16 protein-coding genes and 1 pseudogene are annotated in these 14,229 nt (G+C 64.2%); 8 read left to right on the top strand and 9 right to left on the bottom strand.

Annotation, left to right across the window (positions count from 1 at the left end; translation table 11 throughout):
- On the top strand, positions 1-896 hold an 896-nt coding region (locus EET03_RS03385; RefSeq protein ID WP_136625641.1), incomplete at its 5' end, for an HNH endonuclease signature motif containing protein.
- A gap of 104 nt (positions 897-1,000) precedes the next feature.
- Here the strand turns inward: EET03_RS03385 and EET03_RS03380 are convergent.
- Complete coding sequence (locus EET03_RS03380; protein WP_099193954.1) at positions 1,001-2,386, bottom strand: cytochrome P450; 1,386 nt, start codon at positions 2,384-2,386, stop codon at positions 1,001-1,003.
- A gap of 221 nt (positions 2,387-2,607) precedes the next feature.
- The gene (locus tag EET03_RS03375) at positions 2,608-3,132 is read right to left on the bottom strand and encodes a DUF5994 family protein (protein ID WP_082274451.1); all 525 of its coding nucleotides are present in this window, start codon (positions 3,130-3,132) and stop codon (positions 2,608-2,610) included.
- A gap of 451 nt (positions 3,133-3,583) precedes the next feature.
- Here EET03_RS03375 and EET03_RS03370 point away from each other — a divergent pair, with 451 nt between their 5' ends.
- Positions 3,584-3,787, top strand: a complete 204-nt coding sequence (locus EET03_RS03370) for a cold-shock protein (protein WP_036412397.1) — start codon at positions 3,584-3,586, stop codon at positions 3,785-3,787.
- 71 nt (positions 3,788-3,858) lie between these two features.
- Here the strand turns inward: EET03_RS03370 and EET03_RS30020 are convergent, their stop codons facing one another.
- On the bottom strand, positions 3,859-4,314 hold the full coding sequence (locus tag EET03_RS30020; RefSeq protein ID WP_167470574.1) for a hypothetical protein: 456 nt from the start codon (positions 4,312-4,314) through the stop codon (positions 3,859-3,861).
- A 14-nt stretch (positions 4,315-4,328) separates the two neighbouring features.
- Here EET03_RS30020 and EET03_RS03365 point away from each other — a divergent pair, with 14 nt between their 5' ends.
- Positions 4,329-4,769, top strand: a complete 441-nt coding sequence (locus tag EET03_RS03365) for a DUF5994 family protein (protein WP_075541248.1) — start codon at positions 4,329-4,331, stop codon at positions 4,767-4,769.
- A gap of 70 nt (positions 4,770-4,839) precedes the next feature.
- Here EET03_RS03365 and EET03_RS03360 read toward each other — a convergent pair whose 3' ends face one another.
- From EET03_RS03360 to EET03_RS03345, 5 genes are all read right to left on the bottom strand, one after another.
- Positions 4,840-6,330 (bottom strand): wax ester/triacylglycerol synthase domain-containing protein, encoded by a 1,491-nt coding sequence (locus EET03_RS03360; RefSeq protein ID WP_167470575.1) that lies wholly within the window; start codon positions 6,328-6,330, stop codon positions 4,840-4,842.
- Between the two features lie 527 nt (positions 6,331-6,857).
- Positions 6,858-7,061 carry a hypothetical protein gene (locus EET03_RS03355; protein ID WP_341868750.1) on the bottom strand — a complete coding sequence of 68 codons (204 nt, stop codon included), beginning with the start codon at positions 7,059-7,061 and terminating at the stop codon, positions 6,858-6,860.
- A gap of 86 nt (positions 7,062-7,147) precedes the next feature.
- Positions 7,148-7,729, bottom strand: coding sequence for a metal-dependent hydrolase (locus tag EET03_RS32265; RefSeq protein ID WP_279637584.1), 582 nt, complete (start codon positions 7,727-7,729; stop codon positions 7,148-7,150).
- Positions 7,615-8,076 (bottom strand): metal-dependent hydrolase, encoded by a 462-nt coding sequence (locus EET03_RS32260; protein ID WP_279637583.1) that lies wholly within the window; start codon positions 8,074-8,076, stop codon positions 7,615-7,617. The genes EET03_RS32265 and EET03_RS32260 overlap by 115 nt, the downstream gene beginning before the upstream one ends.
- A gap of 274 nt (positions 8,077-8,350) precedes the next feature.
- Positions 8,351-8,773, bottom strand: a complete 423-nt coding sequence (locus EET03_RS03345) for a DUF2784 domain-containing protein (RefSeq protein ID WP_321182443.1) — start codon at positions 8,771-8,773, stop codon at positions 8,351-8,353.
- Between the two features lie 321 nt (positions 8,774-9,094).
- On the opposite strand from EET03_RS03345, the gene EET03_RS03340 reads away from it, so the two are divergent.
- From EET03_RS03340 to EET03_RS03325, 4 genes are all read left to right on the top strand, one after another.
- Positions 9,095-10,102: an SDR family oxidoreductase gene (locus EET03_RS03340; protein WP_244232224.1), complete on the top strand. Its 1,008-nt coding sequence runs from the start codon at positions 9,095-9,097 to the stop codon at positions 10,100-10,102.
- 595 nt (positions 10,103-10,697) lie between these two features.
- Positions 10,698-11,393: a DUF4396 domain-containing protein gene (locus tag EET03_RS03335; protein WP_244232223.1), complete on the top strand. Its 696-nt coding sequence runs from the start codon at positions 10,698-10,700 to the stop codon at positions 11,391-11,393.
- 35 nt (positions 11,394-11,428) lie between these two features.
- A complete protein-coding gene (locus EET03_RS03330; protein ID WP_099193952.1) occupies positions 11,429-12,652 on the top strand; it encodes a cation:proton antiporter in 1,224 nt (407 codons plus the stop codon).
- Between the two features lie 457 nt (positions 12,653-13,109).
- Positions 13,110-13,913 (top strand): mycofactocin-coupled SDR family oxidoreductase, encoded by an 804-nt coding sequence (locus EET03_RS03325; protein WP_075541251.1) that lies wholly within the window; start codon positions 13,110-13,112, stop codon positions 13,911-13,913.
- A gap of 34 nt (positions 13,914-13,947) precedes the next feature.
- Here the strand turns inward: EET03_RS03325 and EET03_RS32255 are convergent, their stop codons facing one another.
- Positions 13,948-14,079: a hypothetical protein gene (locus tag EET03_RS32255; protein WP_279637582.1), complete on the bottom strand. Its 132-nt coding sequence runs from the start codon at positions 14,077-14,079 to the stop codon at positions 13,948-13,950.
- A 76-nt stretch (positions 14,080-14,155) separates the two neighbouring features.
- On the opposite strand from EET03_RS32255, the pseudogene EET03_RS03315 reads away from it, so the two are divergent.
- Positions 14,156-14,229 (top strand): annotated as a pseudogene (locus EET03_RS03315) (IS607 family transposase); the annotation flags it as partial.

The raw sequence follows: 14,229 nt of genomic DNA, 5'->3' as shown, positions 1-14,229 counted from the left end.
AAGCCAGCCAGTTTCGCCCCGAACAACTCGCCGAGCTGGCCGCCACCCTCACCGATTGCCTCAACCCCGACGGCAGCTACACCGATCAGGATCGGGCGCGGCGACGCGGCCTGAGCCTGGGCAGCCAGCAAGCCGATGGCATGTCGGAGCTGCGGGGGCTGATCACCCCCGAGCTGCGCGCCACCCTGGAGGCGGTGCTGGCCAAGCTGGCCGCCCCGGGCATGTGCAACCCCGAATCCCAAACCCCCTGTGTCGAGGGCAGTCCCAGCCAAGACGCCATCGACGCCGACACCCGCTCGGCCGCCCAACGCCACCATGACGGGCTCACCGCCGGGCTGCGCGCGCTGCTGGCCTCCGGAGACCTGGGCCAACACAACGGGCTGCCGGCCAGCATCATCGTGTCCACCACCCTCAAGGATCTGCAAGCCGCCGCCGGCACCGCACTGACCGGCGGCGGCACCACCTTGCCGATGTCGGATGTGATCCGCCTGGCCCGCCACGCCCACCACTATTTGGCCATCTTCGATCAGGGCAAGGCGTTGGCGCTGTATCACAGCAAGCGGCTGGCCTCACCCGGACAACGAATTGTCTTGTACGCCAGGGAGCGTGGCTGCTCAGCCCCGGGCTGCGACGTCAAAGGCTACTACTGTGAAGTCCACCATGTGATTCCCTACGCCGAGTCGCCCACCACCGACATCAACCAGCTGACCTTCGCCTGCGGACCCCACCACAAACTGGCCGACCAAGGCTGGACCACCCGCAAAAACACCCACGGCGACACCGAATGGCTCCCCCCAACCCACCAAGATCGCGGCCAACCCCGCACCAACACCATGCACCACCCCGAAAAGCTGCTCCGCGACGGCGACGACGACGAAGAGGACGAATCCCCATAGCCGACACCACAATTACATTGCAGCGCAACGCCATACCGGCGGCAGACGCACACCGCAAACAGGCCGTCAAACCTCCCTCTTGCGGATCTGCACCACCAAGGGCTTCAGCTCACGCCGCTGGCGCCGTGAGTCGCCGGCAGGACCGCGGCCCGCGGTACCGGCGGCACGTCATTGATCGCCCGGACGCGGATGCGCGCGCCGCGATGCGGCACCACGATGACGTGCTTGAGCTTCTGCCGTTCACCGGATGCGGTGCTGGTCGTCAACGCGACCCGCCGCAAGATCTCCCGCAGGACCACCCGCATCTCGACCATGGCGAAGGTCGCCCCGAGGCAGCGCCGGTTACCACCGCCGAAGGGGAACCACGTGACCGGACTCAATGTCGCGCCGAGCATGCGATCCGGATCGAACCGGTCAGGTTCGGGGTATAGCGTGGCGCTGCCATGTACCAAACCAATCCCCGGAGCAACCATGGTTCCCGCGGGCAGTCGATAACCGGCCAGGTCCACCGGCCTGGTCAGAACCCGGCCCACGTCGAACACCACCGAGCGGATCCGCAGCGTCTCCTTTGCCAGCGCATCTAGATACTCGTCGCCGGTCGGGTCCCCCGCCGCGCTGGCATCGGCGGCCCGTACCGCCTTGGCGAGGACGGCCGGGTGGCGGGTCAGCCGCTCCAGCGCCCAGGACAACGCGGTCGCCGTCGTGTCGTGGCCGGCCACCAGCAAGGTCATCAACTGGTCGCGAAGCTCGGCGTCGGTCAGCGCACCCGTGTGGTCGTCTGCGGCGCGGACCAGCATCGCCAGGGCGTCGGTGCGTGTCGCGAGGTCGGGGTCAGAGCGTCGATCGGCGATCTCGGCGTAGAGCAACTGGTCCGCTTCTCCGATGCGCCGACGCACCCGTCGCCACCAGCGATGGCGCAGCAGCTCGGGCTTGACCAATGCCAGCGAGTCCCACGGACCCACGCTGAGTAGCCGGGGCATCACGTCGCGCAGCGCAGCCAGCCGGGCCGGGTCGCTGGCACCGACCACCGTCCGCAGGATCACCTCGAGGGTGATCTCGGACATCTTGGGCGCCACCGCGAAATCGCGTCCCACGGGCCAGGTAGCAATGTTCTCCGCGGCGATCTCGGCCATCAGCCCGGTCTGCTGCGTGACCGCGTCGCGGTGGAATGCCGGCAGCATCATGCGGCGCCGATCCCGGTGCACGTCGTCGTCGATCACCAGCAGCGAGGTGTCGCCGAGCAGCCCCCGCAATATCGAATTCGCTTCGCCGGCGTGAAAGACGCTCGGGTCGCCGGCGAACACGGTCTTGATGTCGGCCGGGTCAGCCAGATAGACCATGGTTCCCACCCCGGCCACCCGCAGGGTAAAGACTGCCCCGTAGCGGCGGTGACAGGCGGCCACGAAATGCGACCCGCGGGTCAACATCATCAAGGCCTGCACCCACCGGGGCAGCCGAGGTCCGCGCGGCAGTGACCTGGAATCGCCCATCGGTACAAGTCTAGGTCGGCACCGGCACAGCCGGCAGTGTGCCGCCGCGTTCACGGGTTCGGATCCACTGCGGGGGCGAAACCGGCGGAGGCGCACCACGGCCGACCACAACGCCAGCCCGGATCGGGAAACGCCAGAGACCAAGCGGTTCAAAGAGTTCCGTAGTCGACGCGGCTTCGTCGCAACAGTCCCGTAGGGCGCCGCGGTAGGAGATGTTTCAATCAGTCCACGACGGAAGCTGAATTCCCTGTCTGCGCCGATCCGGGGTCGCGGAACCGATGGTTACGCAAGAACCTTTCAGCGCGAGCGGCGCGCACAATCTTTTCGCCGGCCCGAAATGCTTGAGTGTTGCGTTCGATAGGCATGATGGGCAGGGTCGCGGCCTGACGCAACACCATGATGGCGAGGGCAGGTGAAGTTCTGCACGGCACCACGAGGAGATTTGCCGACGCCTCAACGCCAGTGACCCTCATCAGCCGTTGGTGGCCGATGATTCCGCCGGGGTTGGCCATCCTCATGCAGCTCAGCAAGTCCAGGTCTGGCGAACCTGCCACCGACGACCAGTTGATGCTGATCGCCGCAATGTCGCCCAACCGCGTTGACAGGATATCAATCAGTTCGGGAAGCTCCCGCGCTATCGAAGCCTTGTGCGGCCACCATCCCCCGTCCAATGGTGCGCCCAGGGCGGTCGCCAAGGTAAGCCGGACCGGGCTGGCCAGGCGGCGTCCGGGTACCGATGCCTTCACGGAGCGTACCCGGTTGCCAACGGAATCACGCGGGCAGTTCCGGCGATGACACCAGGGTGGGCGGCCAGCCCCCAGTCGGTCGGAATCAACGAAACCGCCACTGCCGGTGCGCAATCCCGATATTGTTCAAGGAGATCATTGCAGAACCCTTCGCCTAGGTCTGACCCGGCACACACATGTGAGGGATCGACAAACGAAGCCAATCAATGATCGTCACGTCCGTTGTGGTCACACCAGAGGATCCAGGTTGGCAAATACACGTTCACCGGCGACGCTACACCTCCCGGCGACTCGAACGACGACATATTTGAAATATATTGAGCGAACGGCTAACTCATCAGTGATGAGGCGAGGGTGCGCTCATGGTACGGGGCACCGCCCCAACGTGCTACCTTGAGGGTGGATGTCGTTTCCGTACATCCAATCTAAAATGAAAGAAGTTGGAAAAGGTATGACACAGGGAACTGTGAAGTGGTTCAACAGCGACAAAGGCTTCGGTTTCATCGCTCCTGACGGCGGTGCAGAAGATGTATTCGTTCACTACACAGAAATACTCGGCAGCGGTTATCGGTCGCTCGAGGAGAACCAGCGGGTTCAATTCGAGGTCGGCCAAGGTGCCAAAGGACCCCAGGCGACGGGAGTGACACCCGTCTAAGAGACCGCTTCGTCAGGTGGGCTGGCAGGCAGTGTCCCGCCGGCCCACCTCTCGGTTGGCTGCACTAGCCTTTATCCGGCGGAGCGGCGTACGATCTTGAAATCGGGACCAGCCAGGCCCCATACGAAGGGGCCAGTCGTGTCCGATAAGTCTCCCCGCCAATCTCTAGGCAAGAAATCCAACCAGACACTCAAACAGAAACGCGCCGCCAAGCGCGCCAAAGCAGAACATACTGCCGCCAGGGACGATGTACTGAAGCCGAAACCCCACTGAAACAGCAGCTTGCTTCGGTGGGCATGGCGCATCAGGCTCGCCAGTCGGTTCGCCTGAACATTGTTGGCGCGCATCGCTTTTCGAAGCAAATCGTCGGTTAGCTTGCCGGGATACAAGATGGCCGAACGTTGCAAACAAGCGGCTGCGCTCCGGCTGTCGGCTGCGAGTAGTATCTGATCATCGGCGGTACCTCGCGCGCGACCATCTGAGATTGCGTCATCACCGATAAATTGGTTTGGCCGGATCGCGGCCAAGACAGGAGCGTCGGATGACGCGAAAACCAGACTCAACCACAGCCGGTTCCAGGCACACCCCGCCGGAGAACACCCCGCGTCTGCGCCTGAAACCCAAGGCACCCACTACCGGATACGTCGATGGGGCATGGTGGCCGCACGGTGACGATCTTCCGATTGAATTACCCGACCTGCTGGCAGTACTGTCCGTACGGCTCGGACCCATCGACCGCGTGACATACCACTTGGCCGAATGGGCGGAAGCACCGACAAAGCTGCGTATCGGTCAACGAATGGTGAAACTGTCTGGATACTACCGGCAGCCGGCCAATACCATCGAAGTGTTCGGGGTCAACAAGAAGATCGTCCTGCTGGTTGTTCCCCATCACACCGACCCGCACCACGCACATGACTCGATGGTGGCGGCTGCCACCCGCAATAACGCCTCGACAACCGACTGTCTACTCCATGACTAGTTGCGTGGGCACAATAGGCGCCTGCGATTAGGTTGTTATTCAACTAGTTCGGACCCAGATAGCACCGCAGTTAATGACGCCGGTTGAGCGAATGCTTCGTGACATGTGATGTCATCTGCGTTACGACTGAGCGGCCTTGCCCCCGAGGGAATTCATGCGCGGCCGCCACGAGAACGTCGACAGAATCGGCGATACCGGTTGCGATGTCATCGACGGCGGGTACGTTGTCCGGACACACGCACACGCTCAGATCCAAGACGTCGCCGCGAGCGGTCACCGCGATGTTCAACCCGCAGCCTTGTAGCGGATCCACCGTTTGCATACCAACAACTTTGACACCTGCACAGTATGCCGGCGCCGGCCGGCCAGAGAAATACGATACGTTGCCATGACAGTTTTCCGGGTGCCGTTGCCACAAGCCCAGGCCGGCATCGAGTCGCTTCGCCGCGTGACGGACAGGTCGCGGTAAGGACTTCGTGAGTCGTGCCAAATCTAAGCTGAGACTTGACTTTTCGGCGTTGCGCAGCCTGGCTGAGTTGAGCCTGTCGGTGGCGGTGTGGAGATTGACAAGCACCTGCACTGGATCGTTGAGCTGCACTGGGATACCAATTCGCCCGACGGCCAGCGCATCACCACAAGCTACGGAATCGCCCCCTGACAACGGCAGCGGCACCCGCATCAGCAGCGGCTCGTCAGGCACAGTGGCGTAGCGTTCGAGCCAGCCACGCAAGGACAATGTGCACGCCGCCAGAAAAGCGTTGGTGACAGTACCCCCAAACGCATGGCTCACCGCATCCAAGTCGGCTCGCGGTATCGAGGCGAAGGCCACGGTCCGCCTCCTGGTCAGCGGCGCGTTGAACACACTGTCCGGCACCGGCCCGCTCCTCGACGACACTGCCGGTGGCATCTGACGGAGTTCGCCCAAGCCGGACAACATACCGCGCGCGGCCTGCACCGCGCCGCTTGCGGCTGCAGCCGTCAGCCAAAGGCTCCTGACATAATTCTCCAGGAGCCCGGTAATGGTGTCTGAAACGAATTCGTCGAGGCGCGGTGCGCCGATGCCCGGCCCCGTCGCCTGAGGATCATCAGCGGGGTCCTCGTGCGGGCCCGACCGAAGTAGCCGCGACCATACGTACTCTGGGCCGCTCCGGGCAATATCGAGTGCGGGCGACGTCACCACCGCCAGCGCCCACCGACCACCAGCCAAACCGTCAATGATCCAGGCCTTCCACCCGGCCTCCGGGCGATCATATGGTTCGACACTCAATCGCGCTATCAGGTCGGCCAACTCACGTTGCCCGCCCGGTGCGCAAATCGTCGTGTTGTGAATCCGCAACATTGGTGCGTCTTCATCGATTTGCGGCCGCAAGCGCTTTCCCAGTAGTCCCAGTGGCGTTCCCGCCAACCGGCCACCGGAGCGGTCCTGCTGTGCCAACGACGAGTCCACCAGCCGATGTAACCGCTGGTGGCTGAGCCGATCGGACGGCTCCATGACAATCACCGCAACCGTGCCAGACGGCAGCGTCGTTCGGAAGTACCGCCGCACCGCATCCGCGTTCACCAGCCCGGGTAACGTCAGCATGGCTTCGCTGAACCAGCCGAAACATGTTGTGCCACCGCATCTATAGCGTCTTGCGGATATCGGCGAGGAGGACGAGCCACTTCGATGGAGGCTCTGCGGGCCAGCCGTGTCAGCAACTGGGCTTTCATATTCCTAGTTGTTCCTGTTTCAGCTCGGTGAGTTGGTCTCGAGTTCAGCCACGGCACGTGCGGTGACTCTTGGTGCATCAGCTGGCGCGTAGCTGCCGGGCCCACGGTGGCCGCATGCGAGATCGTTGCTTCCCACGGTACGTCGTCGATGCGAAAACCGCTACGCGTTCCGACCGCCAGGCCTTGTCACTTTCATTCGTGGCCGGCAACTGACGTAGCAGCACCAATACGACTGCGATCGATCGCCGCGCGGTAACGGCACGGCCCACTTGGGAATAGTAGGCATCGTATCGAATCTGCCCGTGCTCCACCTGGCCTTCGCTTGGACGCCATGGGACGCCATGGGACGCCATGGGACGCCAAGGAGGAAAGCCCGGTTCAGGGGCGTTGCCTGCTGCGCCTGCCGGCCAGGGGCTTGCCTTGGGTGTCCTCGCCCGCGGCGGTGAGCGCGAGCGCGATCATCACGTCGGCGTAAGTGACGAAGAGCCCGATCCAGTACGCCCACTTCAGGGTCGGATCCGGCTGCGACACGAAAAACACGACCAAAAAGATCGGCCCGACAATGCCGAACACGAACATCATCAGCTGAATGACGACGTACCGCCGTAAGGTTGCCACTCTGCAATCTCCCATCCTGCCGGGTGGCGGGTCGGCTTACCTTACCGCTCTTACCCGGGTGAGTGGTCGTCGTCCGGATCTGGTTGTGCCCGAGCGCCTTTCTCCCGGGCAGCGGTCGCGGCGGGCGAATGTTCGAGGTAGTCCATCGCCATTTGCGTCGACGCTTCGGTGCTCGGGTGATGGCTGGGCCGCAGGTAGCGGGGCGGCACCGTCACAAGAATCCGCCACGGTCCGGGCAGCTTGTACTGGCGGGCCGCCCGCAGCCAGTCCCGCCAACGCCACTTCGCGTCTATGGTCGGGTCGTTTGCCATCAGATAACGGGCTCCGGCAATCCACCACGACACGAACAGCGGCGCCGTCATCAACATCGAGAAGGCTCTGATCACGTAGTTCCCGCAGATGTTCTGGTAGACGTCGAACACCAACGAGCGGTGCTCGATCTCCTCGGCCCCATGCCAGCGCAGCAGATCCAGCATGACCGGGTCGGTGCCGGCATAGTCGAGACCCCGGTTTTGAATCACCCACTGGCCGAGCACCGCGGTGAAGTGTTCCAGTGCCGCCACATCGGCCACCCGTCGGTAAAGCCACCACCGTTGTAACGGCTTGGGCCAGTTGGTGCGTTGGTTTCCCAGCTTGGCCAGCCACTTTCCAGTTGCTGGGTGTAGGGCTGAGTGTCGATGCCTTGCTCGGCGAGGTGGTCGAGGACGAGCTGGTGCGCCCAGGCGTGCCAGGACTCCTGCTGGATGAACGGCTTGATCGCAGCTGCGAGTTCGGGGTCGTCGACCAACGGCGCTGCCTCGTCAACGACCCGGATGAACCACCGCTCGCCGGCTGGGAGCAACAAATGCAGCTCATTGAGCATGTGTGTGCTGAATGGATCGCCGGGAACCCAGTGCAACGGGGTGTGCGACCAGTCGAAACGAACCTTGCGGCGGTGAGCCGGGTATCCGTCGTGCCGCATTTCCTCGACCGCAGTCATCGGCCACTCTCTCGCCTTTACCGAGGTGTGTCATGGACGTCGACCCCGCATTTCGGGCGACCGGGACGGCGCCCTGTAACCGCATCCGCTAACCGCACCCGGATATACCCGCGAGCGCCGACGGTGAAACCACCTCCCGCGCCGGCGTGCCGACGAAGTGGCGGTGTCGGCCTCGGCCTGAGACGAATTACATTGGGGCACAGTATATTAGGAGCGACGTTGAAATTTGCTGCGGTCACCTGCGGTGACGACTGCGACGAGAAGCCGCAGCAATTTACCCGGCGATCTCGGACAGGCCGTGAGCCTGCCGCCTGCTCTTCGCATCGGCTGTTCGGCGGCACGCCTGCCACCCGAACGCCAGGATCCACGAGACGGCGACGAGCGCGAAGACGGCTATCACGACGGGGCCGGACCACCCGGACGGATACACCACTCCGGTGAGATAGTGCGCGATGAAACCGTCCGGCGGCAGCGGCGCCATCCCGGCATGGGCCCTGCCCCATCGCTCAAGGCCCGTCAGCGGGCAGTTTAGGTGCCCGGTGACGCTCACCACCGACCACGCCACCGCGAATGCGTGACAGGCAATCGTCCGACGCCATCGCAACGCGACAAACCCGCCGACCACCAGGTAGGCGATGTAGGCGAAGTGGGCGGCAACCACCACGACGACTACGGCGATGTACATGTCTCCGGTCAACACATGCATCCCTCCGTTCACCATCCAAGGGCGCTTACCACGGTAGATCGGATGTCCCCCGGTTTCATCGCGGCACCGCAGGCCGGCGGTACGCCCCCGTTGAGAGGCATTCGTCAATTCCGCGACTCAACACCTGCCCAACGGGTAACCGGTTGGCGTGATGAGAAGCGCCCAGCGTCTCGATGAGCGATCCGGCCATGCCGGACGCGCGGCTGGATAACGCGGGCGGTTGTCCACACAGTCATGTCCGCGGTTTCCGGCAAGCTGCCGCATCCAGCCGAACAGCCGGCCCCGCAGAACGCAGCAGCAAAGGAGAATACCGTGACCCTCGCAAAGTCTCCGTCGACGGTGGTTATCACCGGAGCCAGCGCCGGTGTCGGGCGTGCAACCGCCCGCGAATTCGGCAAACACGGTGCCCGAGTAGGGCTGCTGGCCCGCGGCCAGGCCGGGCTGGATGCGGCAGCTGCGGAAGTGGAGCAGGCCGGCGGGCGGGCGCTGGCGATACCGACCGACGTCGCCAGCTTCGACGAAGTCGATGCCGCGGCCGATCAGGTGGAGAGCCGATTCGGCGCGATCGACGTATGGGTCAATGTGGCGTTCACATCGGTGTTCGCCCCGTTCCACGAGATCACTCCTGAGGAATACCGCCGCGCCACCGAGGTGACCTATCTGGGCTTCGTCTGGGGCACCATGGCGGCGCTGCGGCGCATGCGCCCCCGCGATCACGGCACGATCGTTCAGGTCGGGTCGGCCCTGAGCCACCGCTCGATCCCGTTACAGTCGGTCTACTGCGGTGCCAAACACGCGGTCAACGGATTCACCGAGTCGCTGCGCACCGAGTTGCTACACGACAACAGCAACGTCCGCGTGACCGTCGTCCAGATGCCGGCGCTGAACACTCCGCAATTCTCCTGGGTGTTGTCCCGGCTGCCGCGACAGCCGCAACCGGTACCACCGATCTACCAGCCGGAGGTCGCGGCGCGTGCGGTCTGCTATGCGGCGAAACACCCCAGGCAAAAGGAATACTGGGTGGGCGCCAGCACCACCGCGACTCTGTTGGGCCAGCGGCTTTTTCCAGCCCTGCTCGACCGCTATCTGGCCCGCAACGGCTACTCGTCGCAGCAGACCGATCAACCCAACACTCAAGACGCCAATCTATGGCAGCCGGTTGACGACGGAGACGGCAAAGATTTTGGCGCGCATGGCGATTTCGACAGTCGCTCGCACGCTGTCAGCGCCCAGTGGTGGCTGCGCGAGAACGCCATACCGCTGGCGGTGGCGGCGGGCGCGGTTCTGGCCGGCGTCGCCGGCGTCGCCGCTCGCCACTGAGCGCTTCGAGCGCGGCCGATTCTTCGGGGTCTACAGGGCGGCAACAACCCGTCCGGTCGGTGGATCTGCGGCGGTACTCAAGCGCGCTTCGTGCAATATCCTCATCGGCTGTGGTTATTGGGATTGACCCCGCCTCTCGGGTTCTGCACGACCCAGCACCGAGATGATGCACCCGCGGCAGGCGCGCAGACCTCGGCATTTACCACGGCGGCGGCTATCGGGGCGTAAAAGCTCAGCAGTTTCGGGTCCGCCGCCCCGGGTAAACCTTTAGCACACGACCTCACAGACGCCCCGCAACCGGGAGAGACATACCTGACCAGTGCTGTCGATGATGCCATTTGGCTTGCCCCACTGTATCTTTCGGCTGCCATCCGGCTATCCTAGGACGGCATCAGCGTGCTCGTCGCAGCATCAGGACACCCCCGTAGCCCTCACCGGGTCATCGCCGCCCACCGCGCTGAACTTGAGGCGGTCGGAACCGCCGAGCTCACCGCACACGCGCGGTCGACCCGCGCCATCCGAGCGAGGTGGCAGTCGACCGTATCCGTCGCGCCATGATTTCCATCGGAATCCGATGATGGTGCCGCCTACCTGGTTGACCGCGATCGCATCGGTCGGCTTGACATCAGGCTTCGCCTCGGCGGTGATCATCCTGATCGACGTCTACGCTCGCGGTTACCGGCAGCGAATGGGCATTATGGAAGCCGTCTGGCCGATTACCGCGCGGTACTTCGGTCCGGCCGCGGTGTGGACGTATTGGCGATACGGCCGACCGAACAGCCGGCGGTGGCTTCGACGGCACCAGCATGACCGTCCGCCTGACAAACCGAAGTGGGCTACCACCGCCATCGGGGTCAGTCACTGTGGCGCGGGATGCACCCTCGGCGACATCATCGCCATCATCGCCATCATCGCCAAGTTCGCGGTTTTCGCCTTGGGTGTGGAATTGCTTGGCCGTGCTCTGTTGCCCGAGTACGTCGGCGACTATGTGGCCGCACTGGCGTTGGGAATCTTGTTCCAGTACTACGCGATTGCCCCGATGCGTGGCCTGGGGTTCCGCGACGGCATGGTAGCAGCGGCCAAGGCCGACGTCTTGTCGCTGACCGCATTCGAGGTGGGGCTGTTCGGCTGGATGGCCGTGATGTCGTTCCTGCTGTTTCCGGCTTCGCCGCTACCTCCCGACACCGCCGCGTACTGGTTTCTGATGCAGATCGGCATGATCATCGGGTTCGCGACGGCGTGGCCGGCGAACGTCTGGCTGATTCGCCGCGGAATCAAGGAAGCTATGTAGCGGCTGAGCATTGCCACCACCGAAATGGAGTTTCAGTGACCCTTATCCTGGCGTTCGGCCTGGTCCTCCTGATCAGCGTGTCGCTGTCCGGGGTTGCTGCCCGGACCGTGCTGTCGAGTGCGCTGATGTTCCTCGTCGCCGGCGCCGTACTCGGGCCGGGGATCCTCGCCTGGGACAAGATCAGCCCGAACGACCCGCTCGTCGCCACGCTTGCCGACGTCGCGCTGTTCACCGTCTTGTTTACTGACGGTCAGCGGGCCAATCTTCAAGAGCTACGCGAAAATTGGTCGTTGTCGGGACGCGCGCTGGGGATGGGCATGCCATTGACGATGATCGGGATCGCGGTGCCGGCCCATTTCCTTGCCGGCCTGAACTGGCCGACCGCATTCTTGGTCGGGGCCATCCTGTCCCCCACCGATCCCGTCTTCGCAGCGGCTATCGTCGGGCGCTCCGACATCCCGCAACGGTTGCGCCGGCTGCTCAATGTGGAATCCGGTTTGAACGACGGCTTGGCTCTGCCCTTCGTGATGATCTTCCTGGCCACCGCCCAGAGCGCCGGGTCCGAACTGGTGAAGGTCGGGGTAGAGCTGGTGCTCGGGCTGGCACTCGGCGTCGGCGTGGCGGCAGGCGCGGCATTGGCGTGGCGGGCGAAGATACTGACCGCAGAACCGCACCTGCAGCCTCTGGGCCCCCTTGCGATCGCCGTGGTGGTGTATGCCGGCTGCCACCTTACGCACGCCAACCCCTACCTCGCCGCCTTTGCCGCCGGTTCGACGCTCGCCACCCTCGACCACGTCGCAGCAGTGGAGTTTCAACGCTTCGGCGATCTGCTGTCGGAGGTCACCAAGTTCGCTGCGCTGATTGTCTTCGGCGCGTTGCTCACCCCGGAACGATTGTCGGGATTTACCTGGCGCGCCTGGGTTTTGGCGGTGGTCATTATCGCGATAGTCCGGCCGGCGGCGATGTTGCTGTCCCTGGTGCGGACACGCCAAACCAGACAAGAGCGTCTGACCGCGGCGTGGTTCGGGCCGAAAGGTTTCGCCTCCGTCGTCTACGGGCTGCTGGGGCTACAGACGGGGATAGGCAACAGGGAGCTGGTTTTCGATATCGTCGCGGTCACCATCGCCCTGTCGATCGCGCTGCACTCGTCCACCGACGCGCCGATAGCCAAGGTGTTGCGTGTCGAACCACCCGACGACTTGCCGGGTTGCCGCCAGGAGGCCCCAGCCGGCGAAAAGTCGTCGGCGATCTCACGCTGAAACGAAGCGGGTTGAACCTTCGCAGCCTGCGCTCCCCCGAAACCGATACTAGGTATAAAGTTAAGAGTTTTATCTAAATCACGCCGCTAGGTGTGAGGAGGCGATTCCGGTGGTCGCTCTCAAGGTGTTGATAGCCGGCGCATTCGCGGCAGGCGTGGTGGTGGCGACGGGCGAGCACGATGGCACACGCCGACCCGCTGACCCCTGGCCAGACGCAGTACGACAGCGATGGGGAGGACGACCGGCCTTGCCAGGACGGCGGCTGCCAGCGGCCGCGCCGAGCGTCGAAGCTACCTCGCGGGGTCATGGGTGCGTAAGGGGCGTCTACGTTCCCCGGCGCGTTCGCCCATAGCCCGCTGAACTGACGGCAAACGCGAAATAGCCTTCAGTGCAACCGGTTTCGTGGCCCAGCCGGTGCTGCGTCGATGGCCGGGCATGGCTGCTAACGTTGCCGCCTATGGGTGCCTTGGATGGACGCGTGGCCTTGATCACCGGCGGGGCTCGGGGTCAGGGGCGTGCACATGCCCTGGCCTTGGCGGCCGAAGGAGCGGACATCGTCGTCGGCGACGTGCCCGCACCGGTGCCCAACCTGAGCTACCCACTCGGCACCGAGGAGCAGTTACGCGACACGGCCAAACTCGTGGAAGAGCTGGGCCGGCGCTGCCTGCCGATCACCCTCGACGTCCGCGACCCGGCCCAGGTCAGCGCTGCGGTGGAGCAGACGCTCAACGACCTCGGCAGCTTGGACATCGTGGTGGCCAATGCCGGCATCGTCAGCACCGGGCCGCTGGAGGAAGTCAGCGATCAGGTGTGGCAGCAGCTGGTAGACACCAACTTGACCGGCACCTTTCATACCCTCCGGGCGGCCATACCGGTGATGCGCCGCCAGCGCTACGGCCGGATCGTGGTGACATCCTCGATGGGCGGGCGAATGGGCATCCCCGAACTCGCCGCGTACAACGCCACCAAGTGGGGTGTCATCGGACTGGCGAAGTCGCTCGCCCTGGAGGTTGCCAAGGAGGGCATCACGGTCAACGTCGTCTGCCCGACCACCACCCAGACCCCGATGGTGCAGCCGACGGGAAGTGACGACGTTCCCGACGATCTGGTGCGCCGCATGATGAAAGCCAACCCGATCCCGCTGCCGTGGCTGCAGCCCGAGGACGTCAGTCGCGGGGTGGTCTACCTGGTCACCGACCCCGGAGTCATCACCGGCAGCGTCCTGGAGATCGGCCTCGGCAGTAGCGCCCGGATCCACTGATGTCGCGTCGGATCGGCCGCTGCGAAATCCGCTCTCAAAGTGACCGCGCGATCCGCCCGGTGGCCCACAGTCCATAGAGCTCGGCGCGTTTGGTCACCAGACCGGACACCGGAGCTAGCACCACATGGCGCAGGCCCGCGTTGCCGAAAGCCCGAAGTTTGGTCACCACCTGGTCAGGGGCTGCCAGCTGTTGCGGGTTGAGTGGTCGGTAGTTGTCAGTGGTGTGCGGTAGGAACAAAGGTATGAATCTGGCGGCGTGGGCTGAGCGCAATGGTGTTGCGCGGGTGACTGCGTATCGCTGGTTTCGCGCTGGTCT

Origin of the sequence: Mycobacterium innocens, assembly GCF_900566055.1 — a bacterium.
GTDB classification, from domain to species: Bacteria; Actinomycetota; Actinomycetes; order Mycobacteriales; family Mycobacteriaceae; genus Mycobacterium; species Mycobacterium innocens.
This window is presented reverse-complemented; position numbering and strand designations above follow the sequence as displayed.